The 24,869-nt window shown below is 75.0% G+C and carries 21 protein-coding genes; 10 read left to right on the top strand and 11 right to left on the bottom strand.

Annotated elements, in window-relative coordinates:
- The first annotated feature begins 1,170 nt into the window (after positions 1-1,170).
- Both K1J57_RS02125 and K1J57_RS02120 read left to right on the top strand, forming a co-directional pair.
- Positions 1,171-3,417 carry a serine/threonine-protein kinase gene (locus K1J57_RS02125; RefSeq protein ID WP_220562804.1) on the top strand — a complete coding sequence of 749 codons (2,247 nt, stop codon included), beginning with the start codon at positions 1,171-1,173 and terminating at the stop codon, positions 3,415-3,417.
- Positions 3,418-3,752: 335 nt separating this feature from the next.
- Positions 3,753-5,870 (top strand): serine/threonine-protein kinase, encoded by a 2,118-nt coding sequence (locus tag K1J57_RS02120; RefSeq protein ID WP_220562803.1) that lies wholly within the window; start codon positions 3,753-3,755, stop codon positions 5,868-5,870.
- A 47-nt stretch (positions 5,871-5,917) separates the two neighbouring features.
- Here K1J57_RS02120 and K1J57_RS02115 read toward each other — a convergent pair whose 3' ends face one another.
- Together K1J57_RS02115 and K1J57_RS02110 are read right to left on the bottom strand one after the other, a co-directional pair.
- Positions 5,918-6,553: a DUF998 domain-containing protein gene (locus K1J57_RS02115; protein ID WP_220562802.1), complete on the bottom strand. Its 636-nt coding sequence runs from the start codon at positions 6,551-6,553 to the stop codon at positions 5,918-5,920.
- Between the two features lie 113 nt (positions 6,554-6,666).
- Positions 6,667-7,932 (bottom strand): DUF418 domain-containing protein, encoded by a 1,266-nt coding sequence (locus tag K1J57_RS02110; protein ID WP_255646787.1) that lies wholly within the window; start codon positions 7,930-7,932, stop codon positions 6,667-6,669.
- Between the two features lie 533 nt (positions 7,933-8,465).
- Here K1J57_RS02110 and K1J57_RS02105 point away from each other — a divergent pair.
- The 4 genes from K1J57_RS02105 (at position 8,466) to K1J57_RS02090 (ending at position 14,260) form a co-directional block, all read left to right on the top strand.
- Positions 8,466-9,464, top strand: a complete 999-nt coding sequence (locus K1J57_RS02105; RefSeq protein ID WP_370634585.1) for a nitroreductase/quinone reductase family protein — start codon at positions 8,466-8,468, stop codon at positions 9,462-9,464.
- A gap of 269 nt (positions 9,465-9,733) precedes the next feature.
- On the top strand, positions 9,734-11,509 hold the full coding sequence (locus tag K1J57_RS02100) for a S8 family serine peptidase (protein ID WP_220562801.1): 1,776 nt from the start codon (positions 9,734-9,736) through the stop codon (positions 11,507-11,509).
- Between the two features lie 176 nt (positions 11,510-11,685).
- A complete protein-coding gene (locus K1J57_RS02095; RefSeq protein ID WP_220562800.1) occupies positions 11,686-13,506 on the top strand; it encodes a protein kinase in 1,821 nt (606 codons plus the stop codon).
- A 106-nt stretch (positions 13,507-13,612) separates the two neighbouring features.
- A complete protein-coding gene (locus tag K1J57_RS02090) occupies positions 13,613-14,260 on the top strand; it encodes a hypothetical protein (RefSeq protein WP_220562799.1) in 648 nt (215 codons plus the stop codon).
- Here K1J57_RS02090 and K1J57_RS02085 read toward each other — a convergent pair.
- The 8 genes from K1J57_RS02085 to K1J57_RS02050 all read right to left on the bottom strand — a co-directional run bounded on the left by K1J57_RS02085 (position 14,257) and on the right by K1J57_RS02050 (position 21,155).
- Positions 14,257-15,165 carry a type II secretion system F family protein gene (locus tag K1J57_RS02085; RefSeq protein WP_220562798.1) on the bottom strand — a complete coding sequence of 303 codons (909 nt, stop codon included), beginning with the start codon at positions 15,163-15,165 and terminating at the stop codon, positions 14,257-14,259. The genes K1J57_RS02090 and K1J57_RS02085 overlap by 4 nt on opposite strands.
- Before the next feature lie 11 nt (positions 15,166-15,176).
- Positions 15,177-16,109, bottom strand: coding sequence for a type II secretion system F family protein (locus K1J57_RS02080; protein WP_220562797.1), 933 nt, complete (start codon positions 16,107-16,109; stop codon positions 15,177-15,179).
- A gap of 46 nt (positions 16,110-16,155) precedes the next feature.
- Entirely contained in the window at positions 16,156-17,478 is a 1,323-nt protein-coding gene (locus tag K1J57_RS02075) for a CpaF family protein (RefSeq protein WP_220562796.1), read from the bottom strand.
- A gap of 99 nt (positions 17,479-17,577) precedes the next feature.
- On the bottom strand, positions 17,578-17,901 hold the full coding sequence (locus K1J57_RS02070; RefSeq protein ID WP_220565298.1) for a TadE/TadG family type IV pilus assembly protein: 324 nt from the start codon (positions 17,899-17,901) through the stop codon (positions 17,578-17,580).
- A 104-nt stretch (positions 17,902-18,005) separates the two neighbouring features.
- Complete coding sequence (locus K1J57_RS02065) at positions 18,006-18,395, bottom strand: pilus assembly protein (protein WP_220565297.1); 390 nt, start codon at positions 18,393-18,395, stop codon at positions 18,006-18,008.
- 37 nt (positions 18,396-18,432) lie between these two features.
- Positions 18,433-19,788, bottom strand: a complete 1,356-nt coding sequence (locus K1J57_RS02060; RefSeq protein ID WP_220562795.1) for an AAA family ATPase — start codon at positions 19,786-19,788, stop codon at positions 18,433-18,435.
- Positions 19,785-20,567, bottom strand: coding sequence for a Flp pilus assembly protein CpaB (cpaB, locus tag K1J57_RS02055; protein ID WP_220562794.1), 783 nt, complete (start codon positions 20,565-20,567; stop codon positions 19,785-19,787). The genes K1J57_RS02060 and cpaB overlap by 4 nt, the downstream gene beginning before the upstream one ends.
- A 57-nt stretch (positions 20,568-20,624) precedes the next feature.
- Positions 20,625-21,155, bottom strand: coding sequence for a hypothetical protein (locus tag K1J57_RS02050; RefSeq protein WP_220562793.1), 531 nt, complete (start codon positions 21,153-21,155; stop codon positions 20,625-20,627).
- 375 nt (positions 21,156-21,530) lie between these two features.
- Here K1J57_RS02050 and K1J57_RS02045 point away from each other — a divergent pair, with 375 nt between their 5' ends.
- The 3 genes from K1J57_RS02045 (at position 21,531) to K1J57_RS02035 (ending at position 23,573) form a co-directional block, all read left to right on the top strand.
- Entirely contained in the window at positions 21,531-21,686 is a 156-nt protein-coding gene (locus K1J57_RS02045; RefSeq protein WP_220562792.1) for a hypothetical protein, read from the top strand.
- A gap of 45 nt (positions 21,687-21,731) precedes the next feature.
- On the top strand, positions 21,732-22,118 hold the full coding sequence (locus K1J57_RS02040) for a hypothetical protein (protein ID WP_220562791.1): 387 nt from the start codon (positions 21,732-21,734) through the stop codon (positions 22,116-22,118).
- Positions 22,119-23,090: 972 nt separating this feature from the next.
- Positions 23,091-23,573 carry a YkvA family protein gene (locus K1J57_RS02035; RefSeq protein WP_220562790.1) on the top strand — a complete coding sequence of 161 codons (483 nt, stop codon included), beginning with the start codon at positions 23,091-23,093 and terminating at the stop codon, positions 23,571-23,573.
- 58 nt (positions 23,574-23,631) lie between these two features.
- Here K1J57_RS02035 and K1J57_RS02030 read toward each other — a convergent pair whose 3' ends face one another.
- Entirely contained in the window at positions 23,632-24,210 is a 579-nt protein-coding gene (locus K1J57_RS02030) for a TetR/AcrR family transcriptional regulator (RefSeq protein ID WP_220562789.1), read from the bottom strand.
- A 111-nt stretch (positions 24,211-24,321) separates the two neighbouring features.
- Between K1J57_RS02030 and K1J57_RS02025 the strand changes: the two genes are divergently transcribed.
- Positions 24,322-24,744: a VOC family protein gene (locus tag K1J57_RS02025; RefSeq protein WP_220562788.1), complete on the top strand. Its 423-nt coding sequence runs from the start codon at positions 24,322-24,324 to the stop codon at positions 24,742-24,744.
- The last annotated feature ends 125 nt before the right edge of the window (positions 24,745-24,869 follow it).

Raw genomic sequence — 24,869 nt, 5'->3', positions numbered from 1 at the left:
GGGGCGGCAGGGATCCTTTTAGGTCTCGCCCGGGTCTCCCGTTCCCGTCCGCGCTCCGGTGCGCCGGGGCGACGAGGCGAGCGGAACCCCGCGCCCCCGGGAGTAGGAGTGAACGGGAGCGCGGGGCGCCGCCCGCCCCAGGGGCCGGGTGGCGGCCCCGGCCCCCCACTTTAGGGGAAAGGGCGAAGGCCCGGACGTATTCAAGAAAACATGCTGTTTCTCGCGAATAAGTGGCAGGTAGGTCCGTTTTATCCCCCGGGGCGGGTCGGATCTCCATCCCCTGGGTGTTATGGCATGTGGGGTCGGGTGTGGAAAACGGAGTTTTCCCACGGGCCCGGCCGCGTTGTGCCGCTTCACGTGAACCCCGCGCGAAGGAAGTGTCCGACCGTGGCCGCTGACCGTCCCCGGCATGCGCACACGAGTGTGCGCCCCTCTCTTCGGATGCGTCGTGCCCGTTCGCTGCCCCTGCCCGGAGCCGTTGCTCTACGCATGCGCGGGAACGCGCGTGTGCGATGCCGTTTCGGAGAACGTGCTCCCAGCCGTTCCGCTGGGTGGATCGGTGGAACGGTCTCGGGATTTCCACCCTGTGGAGATGTGGAAGGCGGTGATCGTGCGTCCGGTGGATGTTCTCCGGGGATGAACCGGCACGGAACGCCCGGGGATGTCGTCACGCCTCACACGCGCTCTTGCTGTTCTTCTTCGCCATTTCCGGAATTCCGGTATTCCCTCGGTGCGGGTTTTCCTTTTTGTCGTCCCGACTGCGGTCCGTTCCGTGGGACGGACACTCGGTGGGGTGGGTTCCGGGGGTGATCCGCCGCCGGGTGCGGTGGGGCCGTGTTCCGTCCCGGCACCTGGCGCTCGCTTTCCCTGGATGGACGCTTGGTGAGGCGCGTTCCAGGAGCCGTCCGCTGCCGGGCGTGGTGGAGCCGTGCTCCGTCCCCGGCCGACCGCCCTCCCGGGGCGTTCCGCCGCCGGGTTCCGCCCCGGCGCCCCGCCCGACCGCCAGCGGGGCGTCGTGGCCACATGCGGTCAGCGTCCTCGGAACCCCCGCCCCTGCGGAGAAGGATGGGCGCGGCACCCCGCGTGTCCCGTTCACCCCGCGGTGCTACGGTGCGTTCCCGGTGCGCGGTGGGGAGCGGCGCCCGAGCAGAGAGCGACAAGGAGTCCCCCGTGGTCGACATCGGTTCCGAGGTCGGCGGATACCGCCTGCGCCGCCTCCTGGGCGCGGGCGGTTTCGGCACCGTGTACCTGGGAGAGCACCGGGACGGCCACCGCGCCGCCGTCAAGGTGCTGCACGTCCGCCACCGGGGGGACGCCGACTTCCGGGAGCGGTTCGACCGGGAGATCGGGCTGATCAAGTCGGTGCTGCCGTTCTGCACCGCCCGGGTACTGGACGCCGACCCCGGCGGGGACCCGCCGTGGATCGCCACCGAGTACGTGGAGGGCACGCCCCTGGAGGGCTACATCCGGGGGAGGGGGCCGGGCTCGGACGGGGACCTGTACCGGCTCGCGGTGTCCACCGCCACTGCGCTGGTGGCCATCCACCGGGCGGGGGTGGTGCACCGGGACTTCAAACCCGACAACATCCTGCTGGGGCGGGACGGGGTCAGGGTCATCGACTTCGGCATCTCCCGCGCGCTGGAGGGGACCGGGACGAGCGCGAGCGCCATCCTGGGCACGCCGAAGTACATGGCCCCCGAGCAGTTCGGGGGCGGGGAGGTCACCACCGCGATCGACATGTTCGCCTGGGGCCTGGTCATGGTGTTCGCGGCCACCGGGCGGGGCGCCTTCGAGGCGCCGAACATGCCGGCGCTGCTGATGCGGGTGACCACCGGGGAGCCCGACCTGGACGGGGTGCCGGAAACACTGCTGCCGCTGGTGCGGCGCTGCCTGGACAGGGAACCGGGCAACCGTCCGACCGCCCGGGAGGTGCTGATGGCGCTGCTGGGGCACCGGGACGACCCCGGTGCGGGGGAGGAGGGCCCCGGCACCGGGCCCGACCCCGACCGGCCCGCCACCCGGCTGATGTCCGCCGAGGAGATCGCCGCCGTCCTGGGCGCGGAGAGGGAGGCGGAACGGGGGACGGCGGGCGCCGACGGCGGGGACACCACCACGATCAGGGTGCCCGTGGAAGAGATCGCCGCGGCCGCGGCCGAGATCCGCAAGGAGCCCCCCTTCCGGTTCGACGGTGTCGACCACACCTCGCCGGTGTCCCTGGCGTACGCCTTCCAGGAGCGGTGGGACACCGCCGTCGGGTTCCTGCGCTCGCCGGAGCAGCGCCGCAGGCTGGCGCAGTGGCCGCCGCTGGACGCCGCGGCCCGGGACCTGCTCGCCGACGCCCCCGCCTCCTCCGGGGACGGGGCGGGGGACGAACTCCTCCTCGCCCGGGTCGTGGCCCGGATGGCGCCCGCCCTGCGGCCCTCCTACCGGGGCGAGGACCTGTCCTGGCACCTGCTGGTGGACGGGGCCGGGGACCCGGTGCCGTTCCTGGCGGGCATCGCCGGGGCGATCCGCGCCGGGCTGCTGCGCACCCTGAGCAGGCACCACTGCCGCACCCCCGAGGCGCACGGGTGCGGCCGGGGCACCCCCTGCGCCCGGTACGCGCGCACGGCGGAGAACCTGCACCTGCTCATGGAGGCCGTCGACGCCCAGCGTGAGTGGAACTCCCCGTTCGCCGACGCCTTCCCCGACGGCGGGCTGCTCTTCTCCCCGCCGCTCCCGCGCCTGGTCGCCCTGGCGCACGGGGCCGCCGCGGCCCCGGTCACCGACCGCGGCGAACTGGCCGCCCTGGCGGCGCGGGACCTGGACCCGGAGAACGCGGAACTGCGCGTCGCGGTGCGGGAGGCCGTCCTGATGGCCGCCCCCGAGGCGCAGTGGGCGCTGGCCGTCACCCTGCGCGAGGCGTCCCCGCAGCTGAACCTGGCGGCGCGGACCGTGCGCAGGATGCGTGCCCCCGCCGCCCCGGAGGAGGGCGCCGGCGCCGCCCCGGGGGAGGGGGGACCCGCCCGGAGCGACCCCGGCTCCCCGGGCTCCCCGGCCGACCGGGACGCCCGGGACGACAACGTGTTCTTCTACGCGGGCATGTCCGTGCTGCTGTTCGTCTTCGCCGGGGTCGCGCTGCTGCTGGACCGGTCCGGGGTGGCGGCCGTGCTGGGAGCGGTCGCCGCGGTCGCCGCCGGGGCGGGGGCGGCGACCGCGGCGGCGAGGTCGCTCAGGAGCCGGAATGTCCGTCGGGACCGGCAGGACGACCGTGCGCGGGACACCCCGCCGGGGGTGCCGCCGGCCGCCGGGGGACCCGGGCCGGTGGAGGGCGACGCCTCCACGGCACTGCCGGTGCTGGAACAGGCCCTGCGGCGCGTGGGCGGCCGGGCCGGGGAAGAAGGCCCGTCCTCGACCTTTTCCGGTACGTTCGGGTGATCATCGGGAAAACGTTACGGAACATCCGAGAACCCGCTTTTCCGGCGGTGTCCTTATTCGCCGACCGTGGCCGTGAGCGGACATGGGGCGGGTCCGGGCCGGTGCTGGGAGGGCCGTTGCGCATATCCTTTTTCGTGCGAAGTTCGGTGAAGAATCGGTCATGAAGTGAACCGCGGGCGCCCGCCCGAGGTTCTCACCCGGTGCACGGCCCGCGACCCGTGCGCACCATTGGCCCCGGAGCATCGGGGAATGTACGTTCGGTATCCACCGAATGCGAGCGCCGTGTCCTGATATTCCCGAACCCCTGGTCCCAGGAGAGTGGAAGCGAACCCCCCATGGCACCGACAGTCGTCTTACCACCGAACGTCCGGCCCCTCGTGCCCGACGACCCGCCCTGGGTGGGCGCGCACCGGCTGATCGGCCGGCTCGGCGACTCCGCCCTGGGCGCCGTCTACGCCGCGCTCACACCCGAGGGGCATCCGCTGGCGCTCAAGGTCATGGGCGAGGAGTGGGTGTCCGCGGCCGATCCCGACGACAAGGTCGTGCACCTGCGCCGGGTGCCCGGCTCGTGCGCGCTCGGGGTGCTCGACAGCGGCGTCCACCGCAACCGCCCGTGGTCCGCCGTGGAGTACCTGCCCGCCCTCGACCTGGGGCGCCACACCGGGGTGCGCGGTCCGATGGGCGGCGCCGCGCTGCTGGTGCTGGCCGCCGGGGTCGCCGAGGCGCTGATGGACGTGCACGACGGCCGGGTCCCGCACGGCGACGTCAAACCCGGGAACGTGCTGGTCACGGCCACCGGGCCGCGCCTGGTCGACTTCGGGCTGGCCCGCCAGGTGGACGACGGCGACTCGCACACCACCGTCGGCAGCCCCGGCTGGATGGCGCCCGAACGCTATGCGGGCAGCCGCCCCGACGAGGCGTCCGACGTGTTCGCGTGGGCGTGCACGGTGGTCTTCGCGGGCACCGGCCTGCCGCCGTTCGGCACCGTGGTCTCGCAGGCCGACGCCGCCGTCCGGGCACGCGGGTACGTGGACCTGTCCGCGCTCCGGCCCGAGCTGGCGCGCGTCCTGGAACGGGCCCTGGAGCGGGACCCGGCCCGGCGGCCCTCCGCCGAGGACGTCTACCTGGAGTGCCTGGCACTGCTGGGGGTCCCCGAGGACACGGTCCGCGAGGAGTGGAGCGACCGGCTCCACGGGGCGGCGCGCACGCACTGGCCGTACGTGGACGTGTCCTGGCACCGGCCCGAGCTGTGGACGCAGGCGGCCCGCGGACTGGACGAGGAGGCGGCCGCCTCGGGGCGGCGCACCTGGACGCCCGGGACCAGGGTGCGGAACGCGCGGCGGCTGGTCAGCACCCGCGACCCCATCACGGGGGAGCTGATCATGGTGCCCGCCCCCGACGACGGGCCGGGGGAGGCGCACGGCGGGCCCGGGCCCGAGCGCGACGGTGGCGGGCGGGGCGTCCAGGAGGCCGCGGCCGGCGGCCGGGGCGGGCGCTCCCGCCGGCGGCGCCGCGAGCGCCGCGAACGGCGCGGCGGTGCCGGGCGGATCCTGGCCGTCGGCGCCGCCTGCTGCTTCGCGCTGGCGGTGGCCGGGGGCGGCGGGTACGCGCTGTTCGACGCCCTGGCCCAGGACGCCGAGCCCGTCTCCGAGAACCCCGGCGGCCCGGACGGCCCGGGGGAGAGCGCCGCGCCCACGGGCATCGACCTGGTGTCCGCCTCGCTCGACCGGCTGACGCGGGCGCGCACCCTGGAGCTGACCATCCTCACCCACGCCGGGAACGGCGAGGGGTACGGGCAGCCGCTGCCCGCGGACACCGCGGCCGAGCCCACCCTGTTCGACCGGGTGCTGTACCAGGCCGACCCCGAGGCGGTGCGCTGGACCAGCACCGTCAGCGGGGCGCGCGCCAGCGACCTGATGCTGGTGGACGGAGAACTGCTGTACAGCGACACCACCGCCTGGAACGGGCCCGCCGTGTGGCGGCCGGCCGTCCCCGAGGAGCTGGGCGCGTCGGAGGCGGTGTTCGACCCCGAGCGGATCCTGGAGCCGATGGCCCGGGTGGTGGAGACCGGCACCGTCACCTCGGAGGAGGAGACGGTGTTCGACGCGCCCGGGCCGACGGAGGACGCCTACGGCCACCTGGCGGGGGAGGACCCGCCCGACGGGGTCCCGGCGGTGCTGGTGGAGGGGACGTTCCGGCCCTCGGAGGAGTCGCCGCAGGAGTCGGCGTTCACGCTGGTGGCGACCGAGGACGGGGAGCCCCTGGCGTTCTCCACCGAGGGGCCGCCGCAGGGCGGGTCCGTGCTCAACGGGCGGCCGGTGGCGCAGGCGGCCCCGGCGGCCTTCGCGGAGCCGGTCCCGGCGCCGGAGTACTGGTACACGCGGTACACGTTCGCGGGGCTGGACGGAGACCTGGAGGTGGGGGTCCCGGCACCGGAGGAGGTCCAGAGGTGACGGCGGGCGGGGCCGCCCCGGACGGGGTGGCCCCGCCGTGCGCGGGATCAGGCGCGCTCCGGGACGCGGTCCGGCACCGGCGCGGCGGGGGCGGCCGGGACGCGGAAGGCGGCGACGCACATCCAGACCAGGTCCGCGGCGATGACGGCGCGCTCGGTCACACCGAGCAGCGCCGGGAGCTCCCGGAACGCCATGGCGTCCACCAGGGTGACCACGAACAGGGCCATGGAGACGGTCAGGACGGTGGTGACCGGGGCGAGCGCCCGCGGGGTGCCGGGCAGGCCGCGCCACCGGCGGGCGAGCACGACCGCGGCGGCGGTGAAGGAGCCCAGGGCCGCCCAGGCGGCCAGACCGTGGACGGTCTCGGAGACGGAGGGGGCCGCCCAGTTGCCGGGCGGGTCGGCCGGGAAGACCGCGGAGACCGCGATCCCCGCGGCCCAGATCCAGAGCAGGACCCGGCCGGGCCGGTCGGCCACCCGCACGGCCGAGGCGGCCCCGGCCAGGGCGAGGCCGACCAGGCCCACGGTGACCAGCCAGCCGTGGCCGGTGTTGACGAACCGGCTGACGGTCTCGGCGACCGGGCTCATCTCGCGGTTGACGAGGTCGGAGAGGACGAAGGCGGCGGCGCACAGGCCGCTCCCGGCGAGGATCGCGGTCCGCGTGTTCAAGGGGGAGGAGGTCATGGTGGAAAGGTACGGAGCGGGTACCGGCCGCCGCGTCCCCCGCCGAGAGGCTCTTCGGGGCGGTCCGGCACCGCCCGGGGAGCACGGCGCCTGCTCCCCGGGGAGCAGGCGCCCTACTCCGCGCGGGGCAGCGGGGGCGCGACCAGGGGTTCGCGGCGCCGGGTGAGGCGGCGCACCAGCACCTCGGCGGGACCGCGGCGGCCCGCCCTGCGCAGGGCCTCGGCGGCCGCGACGGACGCCAGCCAGGTCGCGACCCCCACGGCGGCCGCGCCCGCCGCGCCCAGGGAGGCCCCCAGGCCCAGGCCGTAGGGGGCGAACACCGCCGTGAACACCAGCGATTGCAGGAGGTAGCAGCTCAGGGAGCGCTCGCCCACGGCGGCGACGGCCGCCACCGCCGGCCCGGGGGCGGGCACGGGTGCCCGGGTAGCGTCGGGCGGGGACGTGCGCGCGGGGCGGGATTCCCAGCGGGCCGCGAGGAGGGCGATCAGCGCGGCCCAGCCGATGCCGCCCGCCCAGCCGCCGAGCTCGTGCAGGACCGCCAGCGCGCCGTCCAGGCGCGGCCCCGCGGGCACCCATCCGGCCGCCACCAGGGCGCTGGGCAGTCCCGTCAGCACACCGGCGCCCAGCCCCCAGGCGGCGGCGGACCGCAGCAGCGGGCGGTGCGCCCCGGGCTCCTCCAGGAGGCGCCGGTGCCCCGCCCAGAAGCCCAGGACGATCGTGGGCATCGCCACCAGCAGCATCGTGATCGGCGTGTAGAGGGTCCACTCGTTGAACCGTTCGACGGACGCCGCGACGAAGGACGGCTCCACCAGGGACGGCACGGCCACCGAGGAGTCCCCGCCGTCCCCGCCGTCGACCGGGAGCGACAGCGCCCACGCCGTGTGGACGGCCGCCGACGCGGCGGCGAGCACCCCGGCGGTCCACCACAGCGTCACGTCGCGCGCCCGCACCAGGCCGACGAACAGCAGCAGCGCCAGCCCGTACGCGCCCAGGATGTCCACCGGCAGCAGCAGGACGCCGTGCGCGGCCCCCAGCGCCAGCAGCACCCACCCGCGCCGCCGCAGCAGGATGCGCGCCTGCACCCAGCCCCCGCCGGAGGCCCGCACCCGGCGCGCGATCATCACCGCGCCGTAGCCGAACAGCAGGGCGAACAGCGGGATCGCGCGCCCCGACACCAGGGTGAGCTGGACGAACGTCACCACCTGGTCGGCCAGGGTGCGCACCGTCTCCGGGCCGGTGAGGAAGAAGCCGGCGTTCACCAGTGCGATGAACAGCAGCATGAACCCGCGGGCGAGGTCCGGGGCCAGAGAGCGCCGTGCCGGTCCGGGGCCGTCCGCCCGTGCGGACCCCGTCCGGTCCCGGGGGGTGTGCGAAGCCATCGGTGTCTCCTGTTCCGTGATGTCGGCCGTTTCCGCCGACGCGCCAAGGCTTTTGAAACTACGGAGGGCGGGGTGCCCCGGTCGCTGGGGCGGTCCCGTCGATGGGGGGTGGGGCGGGCCCTACCGGACCGGGCCCCGCGGCCGGACGCCCCTCGGAGAGCGGGGGGACGCGCCCCCGCCGTGTCCCGGCCCCGGCGGTTGACGCGCCCCGGGGCATGGCATACCGTGTCGCGCGTGCCACGTGTCCCCGACCACGAGCAGTGGGCCGGTCGGGTCGACGGGCGAGCACACGATCCGAGGGAGAGCCGACCATGAGCACCCAGCACGCCTGATACGCGTTCCGGTGCGGCGTACAGCCGCGCCCTCCGGCGGCCTCCCCGTTCCCGCATCCCGACCCCGTCCGCGTTCCCCCGTGTCCGCGGACGCCGGCGTCGGCGTGCCCCCCTTCCCTGAAACCGTGTCCGCGGCGCCCGCGCGCACGGACCTCTCGGGGCGGCCGCCCACCCGCATTCCCCGTACCGAGAGGAGACCTTTTGCAGAACACACAGGACACCGACACCTCGCAGGCCGCCCGCGGCGACGGCCCGGCCGCGACCGGCGGCCCCGGACCGCTCGCCCGGCCCGAGCCGTACGTGAGCGACTTCAACCGGCCCGTGGTCGCGGAGTTCCGCGCCAACGGCGGCCGCGTCGGCGGCATGTTCGAGGGCGGCGACCTGCTGCTGCTCACCACCGTCGGCGCGCGCAGCGGCCGCGAGACCACCAGCCCGCTCGGCTACGTCCGGGCGGACGGGCGGCTGTTCGTCATCGCCTCCGCCGGGGGCTCGGACCGGCACCCCGCCTGGTACCACAACCTGCTCGCCCACCCGATGGTCCGGGTCGAGCTGGGCACCGAGGAGTTCTCCGCGGTCGCCGTCCCCGCCGAGGGCGAGGAGCGCGACCGCCTGTTCGCCGAGGCCGTTCGGGCGGCCCCCGGGTACGGCGACTACCAGGCAGGGACCGACCGGGTCCTGCCCGTGGTGGTGCTGGAACCGGCGGTCGCCGGGGACAGCCCGGAGGCGGAGGAGGCCGCGGCGAACCTCGCGGAGAAGCTGGTGCAGGTCCACCGCTGGCTGCGCGGGCACCTGCACCGGATCCGCGAGGAGACCGACGCCTACCTCGCCGACCGCGACGGGCGCGCGGCCCGGGAGGGGGAGGTCCCCGCCCCCGGGCTCAGCCTCCAGCTGCGCCAGCACTGCCTGGCGTTCTGCGAGTCGCTGCGGTTCCACCACGACGGGGAGGAGCAGATGCTGTTCCCCTCCCTGGCGGAGCGGTACCCGCACCTGGCCGGCACCCTGGAGCGGCTGTCGGAGCAGCACCGCGAGGTCGACCGCATCCGCGAGGGCATCCAGGCGCTGCTGGCGGAGGTCGCCACCGCCGACCCGGCCGCGTTCCGCGCTGATCTGGAGAGGATGAGCCGGGAGCTGGAGGCCCATCTCGACGAGGAGGAGGCGGGGCTGCTGCCCCTGCTCGCGGAGGTCCCCCTGCCGGGCTGACGCCGGCGCGGTCGGCCGGAGCCCGGTCCGGGACCGCGCCGACCTGCTCGGACACCGCCGACCCCGAAGGCCGCGACCGGCTCACGGGGTCGGCGGGCGCCGGGTAGGTAGTGGCCGCCGGGGCACTACGTAGCACCCCCCGACGTGTACGAAGTTACGTAGTGAACACGTATGGTCAGGGTCGCCCTCCGTGACGGATTCTTGATCCCGGGTGGCCACCCTTCCACATCCCCCGTCCCCCACCATCCCCCCGAAGGGTTCTCCGCATCATGCGCAAGAGCAAGATAGGCGCGGCCCTCGCGGCCGTCGCCCTGCTGCCTGTCATGTTCGCAGCACCGGCCCTCGCGGAGGAGGTCCCCGACTTCCTCGACACCTCCGACACCACCGAGCGGACCTACATCGTCGTCCTGGACGACTCCGCCATCCCGCAGGACGTCGCCGAACGCCACGGCGACGACCCGATCGGCGTCTACGAGCACGCGCTCACCGGCTACGCGGCCGAGATGACCGCGGCCGAGGCCGCCGAACTCCTCCGGGACTCGGACGTGGCCTACGTCCAGGAGGACCAGCCGGTCCACACCTTCGAGCAGGACGTGCCCGACGGCATCGCCCGCACCTTCGCCCCCGACAACCCCGGCCTCGCGATCAACGGGCAGGACGACTACGTCCCGGACGTGGCCGTCGCCGTCCTGGACACCGGTGTCGACGGAGCCCACCCCGACCTCAACGTGGTGAACTCCGTCAACTGCACCAGCGGCACCTGCGTCTCCAACACCGCCTCCGACGGCAACGGGCACGGCACCCACGTCGCGGGCAGCATCGCGGCCATCGACAACGGCGAGGGCGTCGTCGGCATGGCGCCGGGCGCGGACATCTGGAACGTCCAGGTCCTCAACTCCAGCGGCAGCGGGAGCCTGGCCGGCATCACCGCGGGCGTGGACTACGTGGCGGCCAACGCGGGGGACATCGCCGTCGCCAACATGAGCCTGGGCTGCGAGGGCTGCACCGACCAGGCGCTCGGCCAGGCGATCACCTCGGCCGTGGACTCCGGGGTGGCGTTCGCGGTGGCCGCGGGCAACAGCTCGCGCGACGCGGCGAACTTCTTCCCCGCCAACCACCCCGACGTGCTCACCGTGTCCTCGATGGCGGACTCCGACGGCGCCCCCGGCGGCAACGGCGGAGCACTCGGGTGCACCGGGGACGACGACGACACCCTGTCCTACTTCTCCAACTACGGCCAGGTCGTCGAGATCGCGGCCCCCGGGTCCTGCATCATCTCGACCGTTCCGGGCGGCGGGTACGGCAGCTCCAGCGGCACCTCCATGGCCTCCCCGCACGCCGCGGGCGGCCTGGCGCTGCTGGCCGTCGGCAACGCCAAGCCCACCGACCGCAACGGGGTCATGGCGATCTACGACACCCTGGTCTCGGCCGGCAACCAGGACTGGGACGACACCTCCGGCGACGGGTACCACGAGCCGCTGCTGGACGTGGGCGACCCCGCCACCTTCCCGGCCGACGGCGGCACCACCCCGCCCGACGGCCCGGTCGCGTCGATCACCCACGCCTGCGACGACACCACCCTGACCTGCTCCTTCGACGGCTCCGGCTCCACCTCCGGCGGTGAGGTCACCGCCTGGGAGTGGGAGTTCGGCGATGGCGCGGGCGACAGCGGCACCACCGTGGAGCACACCTACGGCGCCGAGGGCGACTACACCGTGACCCTCACGGTCACCGACGACTCCGGGGCGACCGACAGCGCCACCGCGACCGTGTCGGTGGGGTCCCCCGGCGGAGGCGACGGGCCCACGGCCGACTTCGACGGCGGGTGCTACTCGTTCTGGTACCTCTGCGAGTTCGACGCCGCCTCCTCCACCGCGGGCGACGCCCCGATCGTGTCCTACACGTGGGACTTCGGCGACGGGACCACCGGCAGCGGTGACTACACCTGGCACTTCTACCCCGGTCCCGGGACCTACACCGTCACCCTGACCGTCACGGACGCCGACGGGGCGACCTCGACGGCGACCAGGACGGTCCGCCTGTAACACCCGCCCCACGAACCCATCCCCTGCGCGGCCCCTCCCCGATCCCCCGGGGAGGGGCCGCGCGCACGGGACGGGTCCGCGGGCGCGCGGCCACCAGTGGCCAACGGGTTTGCCGGTGGGCGCGCCAGGCGCGACGATGTCCGGTACCGGAACAGGACAACGGAGGCACACCCCTCATGACGCCGCACCCCTCGCAGAGCCTCTGCGCGCGCACCGAACCCCTCACCTCCGAAGACCCGAGCGAGGTCGGCGGGTACCGGATCGAGGGAAGGGTGTCCGACGGCGGAGGCGGCGTGCTGTACGCGGCGCGCCGCGACGGCGGGGAGCCCGTGCTGCTCGGCCTGGCGCGCGGGCGGGAGGCCGGGGAGCCGCTCCCCGAGCCGGAGTCCGGGGGCGTGTGCGCGGTCGGGGCGGTCGAGACCGGCGAGCACGACGGACGGCCGTGGTCGGTGCTGCCCGACCAGCCGGGGCCGGACCTGCGCGGACGCGTGGCGGCGCATGGGGCGCTGCCGGAGTGGGGCGCGGTGGTGCTGGCGGCCGCGGTGGCCGAGGCGCTGGCGGTGCTGCACGGGGAGGGAACCGCGCACGGGCAGGTGGGGCCGGACGCGGTGGTGCTGACCGGTGCGGGACCGCGCCTGCTCGACACGGGGCTGGGGCGCAGGGCCGAGGCGCCGGAGGCGCCCGGGCTGCGGGGCGTCCCGGGCTGGGTGGCCCCGGAGGTGTACGAGGACGGGCGGTCGACGGCCGCCGCGGACGTGTTCGGGTGGGCGGCCCTGGTGGTGCTGGCGGCGACGGGACGGGAGCCGTTCGGCGAGTCGCCCGCCTCCCGGCTGGGCCGCCGGGCGGCGCTGGTGGAGATGGAGCGGCGCGCCCGGCAGGACGGCGTGGACCTGGAGGGGGTGCCGGCGGGCCTGCGGGAGGTGGTCGCGCGGGCCCTGTCGCCGGAACCGGGCGAACGGCCCTCGGCGGAGGACGTGCTGGCGGTGGCGCTGCGGCACCTGGACGGACGCGACGGGGGCCAGGCGGCGGAGAGGCTGCGCGCCGCGCTCCCGGGCGGGGCGGTCGGCGCGGCCGCCGCAGGCGTCCCGGGTGGCCCCACCGCCTCCGAGGACACGGGCGACCCGGCCGCTTCTGAGGACATAGGTGATCCGGCCGCCTCTGAGGCCGCGGCCGCCGCGGCCGTCGCGAGCGGCCCGGATGCCTCCGGTGGCTCGGAGACCAGGGCCGTTCCAGGCGACGCGTCCGCCCCGGGTGCCACAGCCGAGGCGGGGGCACCGACCCCGGCGGTCCCCGGGGGCCCGGGGGCCGCAGCCGTCGCGGACGCCTCCGGCGGCTCGTCGGACTCCGCCGCCACGAGCGCCCCGGAGACCTCCACGGCCCCGGACGCCGCGGACGACCCCGACGTCACGGTCGTCACGGGTGACTCGATGGCATCGGCCGCGGCCGGCGCCGTGGCGGCGGCGGGCGCCTCCACCGGCGGTGGAGCGTCCTCCCCGCCGGACGCGGACGTCCCCGCCGCCTCCGACGGCGCGCGTGCCGCGGAATCCGCTGCCGACGCCGGGCCGGTGAAGCCGACGGGGACGCTGGGTTTCGGGATCTACACGGAACCGGTCACCCTGGAGGGCTCGGCCGTCGCGCCTCCCGAGCCCGCCGGACCCGAGACGGGCTCCGGGATTCACACGGAATCGGTGACGCCGGAAGGGTCGGCCGTGGCGTCTTCGGCCTCCGCCGGGTCCGGGGCGGGTTTCGGGATCTACGCGGAGCCGGTGACGCCGGAGGGCTCGGCCATGTCCCCCGCCGGAACCGGGACCTCTACCGCCCCGGCCGACACGGCCCCGGCGTGGGGCGCGCCGCAGGAGGCGGCCGGGACGACCGCCACGATGGTGCGCGAGCCGGCCCCGGGCGGACGCGCGGGGCTGCTGGTCAACGCGGCCGTGGTGGGCGCGGTGCTGCTGGGGGTGCTGGTGGTGATGCTGTTCCGGACCGGCGTGCTCTGACCCCGGCCCGGCGCGGGGCCTCCGCCGAGCGTCCGAGAGAGGTAGAGCCGCCGCGGTTCGCGGCGGCGTCCCGCCCCGCTCCGCGCCCGCTCCCGAGGAGGCCCCCATGAGCGGGGAACCCCCCGCCGAACGGCGGCGTCCACCGGCCGCCGGGGCGCTTCGGACCGCGGCGGGGGTCCTCGGGTTCTGCGGCCGCGTCGTCCTGGCCGCGGCGGCCGCCACCCTGGCGCTGGCGTGCGTCCACTGGCTCGACGGGGGTCCCATGCCCGGCGCCCGGCTGGCCGCCCCCCTCGTCCCCGTGCTCCTGGTGGTCCTCGCCTGCCTGGGCCTGTCCGCCGCGAAGGTCCTCCTGGCCGCCGGCGCCACCCTGCTGATCTGCGTCGGCCTGATGATCACCCTCACCGTCGCCGAGCTGTACCCGCTGCTGCCCGTCATCGGCCGGATCGACACCGCCTGGCTGGCGCAGTGGGCGCTCGGCGACCGCCTGATCCTCTACGGGCTCCCCGTCCTGCTCACCGCGCTGCTGTTCGTCGCCGTCGAGACGAACCTCTCCGGGCTGATCCCCGTGGCCGGAGCCCCCGTCGCCCTGGTGGCGACCGGCGCCGCCGTGTTCGGCTCCGGAGCGGAGCCGGCGCCCGCCCTGTGGGACGAGATCGCCCGGGGCGGCGGGATGTACACCGGGTACGCCCTCTGGTCGGCGGCCCTGGTGGCGGTCACCCGGATCGCGATCCTCGTGGAACGCCGCAGGGGCTAGCCGCCGAGGATGGTGCCGAGGTCGACCTCGGTGCCCAGGAACATCGAGCCGACGATGAGCAGCAGCAGCCCCGGCAGCAGGGTCACCGCGGTGATCATGGTGACGCGCGGGTTCAGCCGCTGCGCCTTGCGGCGCATGTACTGGGCGTCGGCGCGGCGCATGTCCTGGCTGATGTTCACCAGGGTGTCGCTGAGCGGGGCGCCCAGCTCCTCCGCCTGCTGGATGGCGGTCACGAACTTGCTCAGCGAGTCGTTGCGGTTGCGGCGGCGCAGCATCTCGAACGCCTCCCGGCGGGAGGTGCCCAGCTCCATCTGGCGCAGCGCCAGGGTGAACTCGTCGGCCAGCACCCCCGGCATCGACTCCGCCACCCGGCCCACCGCGGCGCGGAACGACAGCCCCGCGCTGACGGTCACCGCGAGCACGTCCAGGAAGTCCGGCAGCTGGGACTGCACCCGGTCGGCGCGCTCCTGCGCCTGCACGTACAGGTTCAGGTCGGTGAGCCCCGCGAACGCCAGCACGATGACCCCCAGCAGGGGGTTCCCCACGAAGAACATCAGCGTCCCCAGCGACCCGTACAGGGCGATCTCGCCGATCTTGCGCCGCAGGTACCGGTCCGGGGTCAGCCCGTCGGGCCTCCCCGCCGCCTCGATGCGCCGGGCGATGGACCGCCGCCGCGTCTCGCCCAGCGACTCCAGCACCATCGCCGAGAACGGCCGCCCCAGCGCCTCGGTGATCCGGTGCAGGACGAACGTGCGCTCCTCCCGGGTGCGCGGCGGCGGCCCCGCCGGCTCGTCCACCCGGACCCGGGTCTGCGACATCATCAGGAACACCCCGTACGCGGCGGTCAGGACGACCAGTGCGGCGGCCGCCGACAGCGCGGCGGGGACGACCCAGGCCAGGTTCATCGGACGGACTCCTACAGGTCGAACTTGGTGATACGGGTGACCAGCGCGAAACCGGTGACGAACAGCGCCGCCACCACCAGCAGCACCCCGATGCCCGCCGGGGAGGTGGTCATGGTGCGCAGGATGCCCGGCTCGATGGCGTTGATCAGGAACAGCGCCCCCACCGACATGAACCCCAGCGCCCACACGGTGCTGGTGGTCTCGCTGAGGATGGTCTGCACCTCGCGCCGGGTCTCCTTGCGGTTCTCCAGGGTGGTGGAGATGTTCCGCAGCGCCGTCACCAGCGAACCGCCGGAGCGGGAGGCCACCAGCAGCGTCGACAGCAGCACCCCCAGCTCCCGGGACGGCATGCGTTCGCGCAGCTCGGCGACGGCCTCCTCGAAGGACGCCCCGAGCTTCATGGACTCGGTCATCCGCCGCAGCTCCTCGCCGGCCGGTCCGTCCAGCTCGTCGGCGGCGATCGCCACCGCCGTCGGCAGCGCCAGCCCCGCGGAGGTGGCGTTGCTCAGCACCCGCGCCAGGTCGGGGAGTTGGCCGGTGAACTCCTCACGGCGCTTGGCCTCGGCCCGGTTCAGGTAGGAGAAGAACAGGAACGCCACCCCCGCGGCGGCCAGCAGGCCGAAGAACGGCGCCAGCACCTGCCACACCACGAGCACCGCCAGCAGGGAGCCGCCGACCAGGGCGACCACGAACGTGGACACCCGCATGTCGGTCCCGGAGCGGGCGATCCGGCGGGCCAGCCGGGAACCCCACTGGGTCCGGTGCAGGGCGCGTTCCAGCCGGGCCATGGGGGTGGACGCCGCGTACTCGGCCTGGTCCAGGGCGCTGCGGGCGGCGATGAGCCGCCGCTGTTCGGCGCTGGCGATGAACTGCCACAGGGCCGCCAGCACGAGGCCCAGCACCAGGGCCAGACCGGCGAGGATCGCCGCCATCTGCCAGTTCACCGCGGCTCCTTTCGCGGGGTGGGGGCCACCCGGGGCGCGGGTGCCCTCACCACTCGTTCCGTTCCTCGGCGGGCACCACGCCGAACACGGCGGGCACGGTCTCGCCCATGTGGTAGATCCGCTCGGCGATGTGCCGGGGCAGCGGGGAGTGCCGGAACCGCCCCTCCACCGACCGGTTGGCCCCCAGCGGCAGCGCCTCGAACCTCAGGACCGTCTCCAGCCGGAACTCCTCGCGGCGCTTGGACGACACCACGCTGATCTCGTTGACCCGCCGCGACCCGTCCGGCCAGCGGCCCAGGTGCACGATGGCGTCCACGGCGTTGTTGATCTGGTCGCGGATCGCCTCGTAGGGGATGCGGCCGTCGCCGATCGTCGCCAGGGTCTGGATGCGGTGGATGGCGTCGTCGGCCGAGTTGGCGTGCACGGTCACCAGGGACCCGTCGTGGCCGGTGTTCATCGCCTGGAGCATGTCGATGGTCTCCTCGCCGCGGACCTCGCCGACGATGATCCGGTCCGGCCGCATCCGCAGCGCGTTGCGCACCAGGTCGCGGATGGCGACGGCGCCCCGGCCCTCGATGTTGGGCGGCCGCGACTCCAGCCGCACCACGTGCTCCTGCATGAGCTGGAGCTCGGCGGAGTCCTCGATGGTGACGATGCGCTCGGTGGGCGGCACGAACGCCGACAGGGCGTTGAGGAACGTGGTCTTGCCGGTGCCGGTACCGCCGGACACCACCAGGTTGAACCGGGAGCGCACCATCGCCGACAGCAGCACTCCGGTGGCCTGGTCCAGGCTGCCCATCCGCACGAGCTCGTCGATCGGGTACGGCTTGGGGAACCGCCGGATGGTGAGCACCGGCCCCGACAGCGACAGTGGCGGGATGATGACGTTGACCCGCTCGCCGGTGGGCAGGCGGGCGTCCACCATGGGCGACGACTCGTCCACCCGCCGGTTGACCAGGGAGACGATGCGGTCGATGGTCTGGTAGAGCTGCTCCTCGCCGTTGAACGCGGCGTCGACGCGCTGCATCCGCCCGCCGCGTTCGATGAACACGTTGTCCGGCCCGTTGACCATGATCTCGGTGATGCTCTCGTCGGCGAGCAGGGGCTCGAGGACGCCCAGCCCCAATGCCTCGTCGACCACCCTGCGGATGAGGACCGAGCGCTCCCGGTCCGACAGCACCGGTCCCTCGCGGGTGAGGATGTGCCCGACGACCTTCTCCAGCCGCACCCGGCGCTGGGCCAGGGTGAGCCGGGTCAGGTCCTCCAGGTTGATCTCCTCCAGCAGGCGCCGCCGCCAGTGCGTGACGCTGCCGCGGTCGGTGCGCGCCTCCGTTGCGCGGTCCTCCTCCAGCCGGTCCTTCAGGCCCATCGCCGACTCCTTCCCCCGGTTCCCCCGGATCCCCCCGCCGCCGCGGTGCGCGTCCGCGCCCCCGCGGTCCGGTACGCCCCCGCGTGCGGGTCCTGCGTCTCACACATTCGGCATGTCCACCCGTCGTGTCACGGTGATCCCGAACCCGGCGGACGAGAACACCACCGGCAGCGGGTGGGACACCTCCACGTAGAAGCCCTCGTGGTCGTTGGCGCCGCCGGTGACGGTCGCGTCGTCGAGCCAGGACGGCAGGGACTCGCGCGCCGTGGCCTCGGCGCCCTCCAGGCCCTGGAGCCCGGCGACCCGGGCCCCGGCCCGGGCGGCCGACTCCAGCCGCTCGGCGGCCACGAACGCCAGGAACGCCTCGATGGCGATGACCGCGGTGAGCAGCAGCACCGGGAACGCCATGGCGAACTCCAGCATCGGCCCGCCCCGGTCGTCGCGGCGCCCCCGGCCGCGGTGCCGGGCACCCCGGCGGAGCCGGTCGCGGAGGCCGGGGCGGTCGGGGCGGCGGGCGCGGCGGGTGCTCAACTCGACCCCGCCCCCCGCGGGTCGGCCGGGTCGCCCACGCTCCCGCGCGGGGCGACCTCGGTGACGATCCGCGACTCGGCGCTGATGTCCCAGGGGCCGGACGCCCCCGGCAGGAAGATCGGCATGGCCAGGGTGACGCGCGCGTGGCGGACACCGTCGCGTTCGACGATCTCCACGGTCATCACGTCCTCTCCGTCCCAGGGGGCGCGGACCCGCTTGCGGGCCTCCTCGTCGATGCGGGCCATGTCGTCGGGGGTGACCGCCGCCTGCCGGGCCGCCTCGGCGGCCCCGTGCGAGGCGTACATGGAGGTGATGCCGAGCAGCAGCACCTGCCACACCAGGGCCAGCGCCAGCATGAGGAAGGGCACCACCGCGGCGAACTCCACGATCACCCCGCCCCGGTCCGACGTCCGGCCCCCGCGGTCAGCCACCGAGACCACCGTGCCCGCCCGGGTCGCGCGACGGGCCGCCCGGGACGCCGGACCGGCGCGGGTCGGCCGAGGCGTGCACGAACCCCGACACGTCCCGGGTGGACTGGCCGCCCTCCATCACCGTGCGCGCGGAGACCAGGCCGCCCGGCGGGGTGGGCGCCCCGCCCTTGCCGTTGCCCGGTTGGGCGGGCGGGCTCAGCAGGTCGAGTTCGGCGGCCAGCCGGGAGAACGCCTTGCGCAGACCCTCGTCCGTGACCCGGGTGGGGTCGCCGTTGTTCTCGCCCGGCTCCAGCCCCCGGTAGGAGGCCGGGACGGGTGTGCGCAGCACCCGGGTGCCCAGCAGGTGGCGCAGGAAGTCCGGCTGGATCTCGTTCTTGCGGCTGTGTCGGTTGACCAGCGCGTACACGTCCTGCTGGGAGCGGACCTGGAGGCGTTCCCACATGCCCATCAGCCGCTGGGCGCCGCGCAGGGAGGGCACGTCGGGGGTGACGGCGACGACGGCGCGGTCGGCGAGCTCCACGGCCATGGCGGTGGCCTCGTTCATGATCGTGCCGCAGTCCACCACCACCAGCTCGTAGCGGGAGCGCAGCGCGGTCAGCACCCGGCGGGCGACCCGGGCGGTGACGTCCTCGCCGCGTTCGCCGTGCTCGGGGGCGAGCAGGACGTGCGGGCCGCGCGGGTCCACGTACAGGGTCTCCGCCAGCATGCCCGGGGTGATCTCGTCGCCGGCCCCCACCAGGTCGCCGATGGAGCGGCGGTGGCGCAGGTTGAGGAACGCGGGCAGGTCGCCGGTCTGCAGGTCCAGGTCGACCAGGCACACCACCCGGCCGGCGGCGGCCGCCGTGAAGGCCAGGTGCACGGCGCAGGTGGTGGTGCCCACCCCTCCCTTGGCGCCGCTGACCGCCAGCACCCGCCCGCGCACACCCGAGGCGGGCAGGTCGAGGGAGGCGGACTCCAGGTGGCGGCGCAGGGTGCGCGACCAGTCGGCGGCCCGGGCGATCCGGTTCTCCAGCTCGGCGATGCCGGAGTCGGCGGCCAGCACGCCGCGGGCGCCCGCCTCCATGGCCCCGGTGAAGGTGTCGGCGTCCATGGCGGAGGACACCAGCAGGATCGCCAGCTGCGGGTGCCGGTGGGACAGGTCGCGGATGGCGTCGAACACCGGGGCCGGGCCCAGGTCCTGGTGGATGAGCACGACGTCGAGGTCGGGGAACTCGCCGGCGGCGTCGATCAGCGCCGCGCTGGTGGAGCGGACGGCGACCAGGTCGGCGGAGGTGAGCTCGTCGAAGCGCGCGGCCAGCACCATCTCCGTCTCGGAGGTGGGCATGCCCGCCAGGACGCGGAAGTTCATCGGTCGCCTCCGGGGGTGCGGCGGGTGTCCCCGCCGGTCTCGTTGCCCTCGTCGGGGGAACCCTGGCCGACGAGGTCGTCCATGTCCTGGCTGCAGAACTCGGACTCGCCGGGGGAGCCGCCCCCGGCCGCGCTGACCAGGGCCAGCCGCATCTTGGTGGAGAAGTCCTCGGCGTAGGCCAGGCGCAGGGCGGCCTGCGGGTCCAGCCGGAACGTGACCGGTACGACCCCGGCGACGCCGCCGGCCTCGGTCTCCTGGGTGCGCAGCTCGCCGATGTCGAGGACCTCGACCTCGGTGAGGATCCGGACGGCGCAGGCCTCGCCGTGGTCGCGGGGCTGGAAGGTGGCGTAGATGTCGACGAACGAGCCGCGCTGCACCTTGCCCGCCACCCCGGTCTCGGCGTCGACCATGATCGCGATCTCGCGCTCGCCGGTGGTGAGGGTGGGCTGCGGCTGCACCATGCCCCGTTGCAGGTAGACGCCCGCCTCCAGGTGGGAGGCGGCGACGAGCTCCTGGTCGGCGGGCGTCTCGATCTCGGAGAGGTCGGAGAGGAACACCTCGGGGTCGAAGTACATGGCCGGCACCTGCACGGTCTCCACGGAGTCCGGGCCCAGGGGCTGGTAGGCGTCCACGTCCTCGGTCAGGCGCAGCACCGTCTCGAAGTCGCCGAGCTGCGACTCCCTGGAGTCGAGGTAGGCGAACACGGAGAAGAACACGGCGACGGCTCCGAGGGCGGCCACGACCATGAGGAGGACGCCGCGTCGCTGACGGGGGTTCATGGGAGGTCTGTTTCCGTTTCCAGGCTCGTTGCGGGCGACCCGTCCGGGGCCGGGGTCCTAGCGGGAGTAGGTCCGGGGGATTTCGGGGCGCGGCGCGCGTCCCGCGAGCGGAGGGTTCTCGGGTCGGTCGGGGGCGGGTGGTCGGGGGTCGGGGCCGCCGGCGGCCCGCGGGTCGGCGGCGGGGGCTCCGCCGCGGTCCCCGGGGTCGGGGTCGGCGGGTGGTCGGGGCGCGGTGGGGCGCGGGGCGCCGTGGGGGAGGCCGTCGACGGTGGAGTGCCAGGCGTCCTCGTCCACGGTGACCGGCGGCAGGGCCTCGGCCTCCAGGGACAGGTGCTGGTCGCCGTACGGGGGCCGGTCGTGCTCGTCGCTCCGTCCGGTCGCGGCGGCGCCCTCGCGGGCGCCCCGCGGGGATCCGGCGGCCCGGGCCGCCCACGCCGCCGCGGTGTCGCCGGGCACGGGCTCGCCCCGCACCCACACCCCGTCGTCGGCGGGCCGGTGCTCCCGGACGGGCCGGCGGCCGTCCGCCGGCGGGGTCTGCGGCCCCGGGGCGGGGCCGGGGGCCGTGGCGCGGGAGGGGGCGGGGCCCATGGCGCGGGCGGGGTCGGGGGCCGCGGCGGCGGTGCGGTGGCCGTCGCCGGTCCGCGCGGCCCACGCGGCGGCGGTGTCGGCGGGCGGACGCCCGGAGGGGGCCGCCGGGGCACCCGGTGCCGCCGACGGGCCCGGTGCGGCCGGTGCGCCCGTGGGCCGGTCGCCGAAGGCGGCGGCCGGCGGGCGCGGGCGCGCGGCGGCCGGGGGAGGCCGCCGTCCGGGAGGGGCGCGGCCGCGGCCGCGCCGCGGGTGTCCGGTGCCGGGTCGGCGGTGCGGTGGCCGCCGGTGCCGGGAGCGGCCCAGGGGGAGACCGCGTCCGGGGGCGGGGCCTGCCGGCCGCCGTTCGGGCGGGGTTCGGGGCGGGTCCAGGTGCCGGTGTCGGTCACCGGGGGGTGCGCGTCGGCGGGCCCGGACATCCGGGTCCGCAGGGGGCTGCGGGCCGAGCCGGAGGCGCAGAACGGGCAGGGGGCCGCCGTCATGGGCTCGCCGCACCAGGAGCAGGCCGAGGCCCGCACCGCCCCGGCCGCGTAGGCGAGCGCCTGCGGGTGCGCGCTCAGGGCCACGAACTCCACGTACTTGGAGGTCCCCCAGTACACGGGCCCCAGCGGCTGCGCGGGCAGGGAGCGGGTCGCGACCGGCTGGATCGCCTGCGGGAGGTTGTCGTCGAACACGGCCGTGATGGCCGGGTCGGGGGTCGAGCACAGCAGCTGTACCGGCTGCACCGGCCGGAACGGCAGCCGCCGGGCCACCTCCGCGGGCCGCAGCCGCTCCACCCGCAGGATGGGCGCGCAGTACGCCAGGAACGACACGGTCGGCGCGTACGAGCCCATGTGCTGGCGGACCGAGGTGGGGATGGTCTCCAGCCCCGACACGGTCTTGAGCCAGGCGCCCGCGAGCAGGTGGCGGGGCAGCTCGGCGGACAGCGCGGCCACCATGCCCGGCGGCAGGTACGGCGCCAGGTAGGCCAGCTGGTCGGCGACCAGGGACAGGGCCAGGGGCGCCAGGTCCAGCGGGACGCCGGCGATGTGGTCGGTGCGCAGGGCTCCGCGGGCGAAGTTCACGGCGCGCCGGGCGTCGTCCTCCCGCCAGGACGGGTACAGCGCGACGACCTTGCGGTCCTCGGCGATCTGCTGCCGGGCGAAGGCGACGAACGCGGCGCTGCGTTCGCCGATGCCGTCGCCGTGCATCGTGAAGCGCTGCGCCCGGACCTCGCCCACGTGGCCCGTGCTGGGGATGTCCGCCAACAGGGCGACGGCCGTCGCCGACCGAGGTAGGGCTGTGGACACTGGGCAAGCTCCATCGGTTCTGCGCCTGGGGTGGGATGTGCCGGATGGCGTTCCGTGTGGAATGCCCCACTCGGTCGCATCGTAACGAATGTGTGCCAGGGCGCGGGAGCCCTCGCGTTTTTCCGCGATCGACGGGGGAAGGGCGCTGATCTCGGTCTCGAGGGAGGGCGGGGTCGGACCCCGGGGCACGTGGGGGCGGGCCGCGGGGCGGCCGTCGTTCTCCGGCGGCCCTGGTACGCGGGGGTTCCGGGGGTCCCGGCGACCGCGTGCGGCCACGGGGGGCGCCGGGTCACCGTGCTGGTCGTCGACTCTTGGGCCTTTTGTCTGTTATGTCCTCTTTTTTGGCTGGTGTCCGTTGTTCTGGTACTGCGTTCGCGTGTGTGCGGCGTTCTGGCGACCCCCCTAGAATGCCCTCCTTTTTCTTTCGTCACCAGGGACCAGGGTCCGGTTGTGGACAACCGCACTCCCGTTTTTCCCGCACCCTGGGGCGGACGTGGAGGGTGGTGGCGCAGGGATGGGTGTTGCCCCAGGTGCACGGTCGGGTGTCGTATTCGTCTCTTCGCGGTTGGCGGCCGTCCCACCGGGAACGATCAGAGCGGGTTTCGCGTCATATCGTGAGAAGCCACGCGCCCCCCAGAGGAGACGAACGATGCGCAAGGAAAACCGCGCCGCCGCGGGCGCCGCCGCCTGGCAGGTCATCCAGAACACGGACGGCAACATCTCCGTGTGGCAGCGGGCCGGAGCCGTTCCGCGCATGATGTGGGCCAAGGTCCGGGGCCGCTACCCCGAGATGAGCGCGGCCAAGATGCTCGGCATGATCGCCCTGACGCTCTACATCGTCTCGCCGATCGACTTCGTCCCCGAGCTGTTCGTGCCGCTGCTCGGCCTCACCGACGACGTCGGCGCCGCCGTGTGGCTGACCACCATGCTGCTGGGCGAGAGCGAGCGCTTCCTCCGCAAGGAGCGGGACGAGCGGGCGCAGCAGGCCTTCTCCCAGGCCAACGCGGGCTGGCAGGGGGCCCGGGGGCAGGCGGGCCCGGGGGCGGGCGCCCAGGGTTCGGGCGTGCCCCCGCAGGGATCCGAGGCCGGCCGCGCGGCTCCCCGACGGGAGCCCGGCAAGGCCCCGCGCTAGACACCCGGGACGACACCGAAGGCGGGCCGCGGCCCGCCTTCGGCGCGTCCGGACCCGGTCAGCCCGGGGGGACGATGGTGTCGATCATCCGGTCCACCAGCGCCCCGGTGTCCTCGTCGCCGAGCACGTCGGGCAGGGTCAGGGACTCCAGGAACAGGCCGGTCATCGCCAGGTAGAGCGTGATCACGGTGGAGCGGTCCCCGGGGAAGCCGCCCTCCAGGTGGAGGCGCACGTTGTCCTCCAGGGTGTCGCGGATGGTGCGGGTGAGCTCCGCGCGGATGCCCGGGTGGCGGTTGGCCTCCAGGCGCAGTTCCAGCAGGGCCAGGTAGCCGTTGCGGTCGCCCCGGATCCGGCGCAGCAGGTCGTGCATGCCGGCGCGGGTCTGTTCGCGGCTGGGCGCGGCGTCGGCGAACGACGCCATGAACTCCTCGGTGGGGGTCAGCCGCACGTGGACGTGGGCGCCCGCCTGCAGCAGCAGCTGGGCGCGGTCGCTGAAGTAGTTGGACGCGGTGCCGGTGGGGACGCCCGCGCGGGCGTCCACGGCGCGGAAGGTCAGCCCGCGCGCGCCCTCCTCGGCGAGCACGTCGATGGCGGCGTCCAGCAGGGCGCGGCGGCGCTCGGGGTTCCTGCGGACCATCGTCCGCCTCCTCTCTCTGCGTTCCCCCGGCCAGGGGAAGCGTGTTGCACGAATAACTTCACGTGTAGTACTTTAAGTGCAGTGGTCAACAGCCTACCCCAGGGAGACACCATGCATGTGAACCTCATCGGCACCGCCTACCTGTGCGACGAGCCCCGCGCGGCCGCCGACTGGTTCGTCGAGCACTTCGGGTTCGAGCTCGGCATCGACATCGGCTGGTACATCAACACCCAGCACCCGCAGCACAAGAACTTCTCGCTGGACTTCGTCGCCCGCGACCACGACTCCTCCCCGGAGGGGTTGCGCGGCCGGGCCGTCTCCGGAGCCCTCGTGGCCTTCCTCGTCCCCGACGTGGAGGCGGAGGAGAAGCGCCTGCGCGAGGCCGGGCTGGAGGTCACGCTGCCGCTGAGCCGCGAGGCCTGGGGGCAGTACCGCTTCCAGGTCGCCGGGCCGCAGGGGCTGTTCGTGGAGATCCTCCAGATGGTCGAGCCCGACCCGCAGTGGCTGAAGGACAACGGGTTCCTCCCGGAGTGAGCCGGGGCGCTCCGCCGTGAACTCCGTCCGCGCCCCGGTCCCAGGCCGGGGTGCGGACGGAGTTCACGGCGGGTACGGCGTTCGTTCGGCGAACAGCGAATCGGAAAGGCGTACAATCCCGCCCT

It is taken from the genome of Nocardiopsis sp. MT53 (genome assembly GCF_019598965.1).
Classification (GTDB): domain Bacteria; phylum Actinomycetota; class Actinomycetes; order Streptosporangiales; family Streptosporangiaceae; genus Nocardiopsis; species Nocardiopsis changdeensis.
This window is presented reverse-complemented; position numbering and strand designations above follow the sequence as displayed.

Coding starts and splice junctions, on each gene's coding strand:
- K1J57_RS02120 (WP_220562803.1), top strand. CDS start 3,753: ATGGCACCGACAGTCGTCTTACCACCGAACGTCCGGCCCCTCGTGCCC.
- K1J57_RS02115 (WP_220562802.1), bottom strand. CDS start 6,553: ATGACCTCCTCCCCCTTGAACACGCGGACCGCGATCCTCGCCGGGAGC.
- K1J57_RS02110 (WP_255646787.1), bottom strand. CDS start 7,932: ATGGCTTCGCACACCCCCCGGGACCGGACGGGGTCCGCACGGGCGGAC.
- K1J57_RS02100 (WP_220562801.1), top strand. CDS start 9,734: ATGCGCAAGAGCAAGATAGGCGCGGCCCTCGCGGCCGTCGCCCTGCTG.
- K1J57_RS02095 (WP_220562800.1), top strand. CDS start 11,686: ATGACGCCGCACCCCTCGCAGAGCCTCTGCGCGCGCACCGAACCCCTC.
- K1J57_RS02090 (WP_220562799.1), top strand. CDS start 13,613: ATGAGCGGGGAACCCCCCGCCGAACGGCGGCGTCCACCGGCCGCCGGG.
- K1J57_RS02085 (WP_220562798.1), bottom strand. CDS start 15,165: ATGAACCTGGCCTGGGTCGTCCCCGCCGCGCTGTCGGCGGCCGCCGCA.
- K1J57_RS02075 (WP_220562796.1), bottom strand. CDS start 17,478: ATGGGCCTGAAGGACCGGCTGGAGGAGGACCGCGCAACGGAGGCGCGC.
- K1J57_RS02070 (WP_220565298.1), bottom strand. CDS start 17,901: ATGCTGGAGTTCGCCATGGCGTTCCCGGTGCTGCTGCTCACCGCGGTC.
- K1J57_RS02060 (WP_220562795.1), bottom strand. CDS start 19,788: ATGAACTTCCGCGTCCTGGCGGGCATGCCCACCTCCGAGACGGAGATG.
- cpaB (WP_220562794.1), bottom strand. CDS start 20,567: ATGAACCCCCGTCAGCGACGCGGCGTCCTCCTCATGGTCGTGGCCGCC.
- K1J57_RS02050 (WP_220562793.1), bottom strand. CDS start 21,155: ATGGGCCCCGCCCCCTCCCGCGCCACGGCCCCCGGCCCCGCCCCGGGG.
- K1J57_RS02035 (WP_220562790.1), top strand. CDS start 23,091: ATGCGCAAGGAAAACCGCGCCGCCGCGGGCGCCGCCGCCTGGCAGGTC.
- K1J57_RS02030 (WP_220562789.1), bottom strand. CDS start 24,210: ATGGTCCGCAGGAACCCCGAGCGCCGCCGCGCCCTGCTGGACGCCGCC.
- K1J57_RS02025 (WP_220562788.1), top strand. CDS start 24,322: ATGCATGTGAACCTCATCGGCACCGCCTACCTGTGCGACGAGCCCCGC.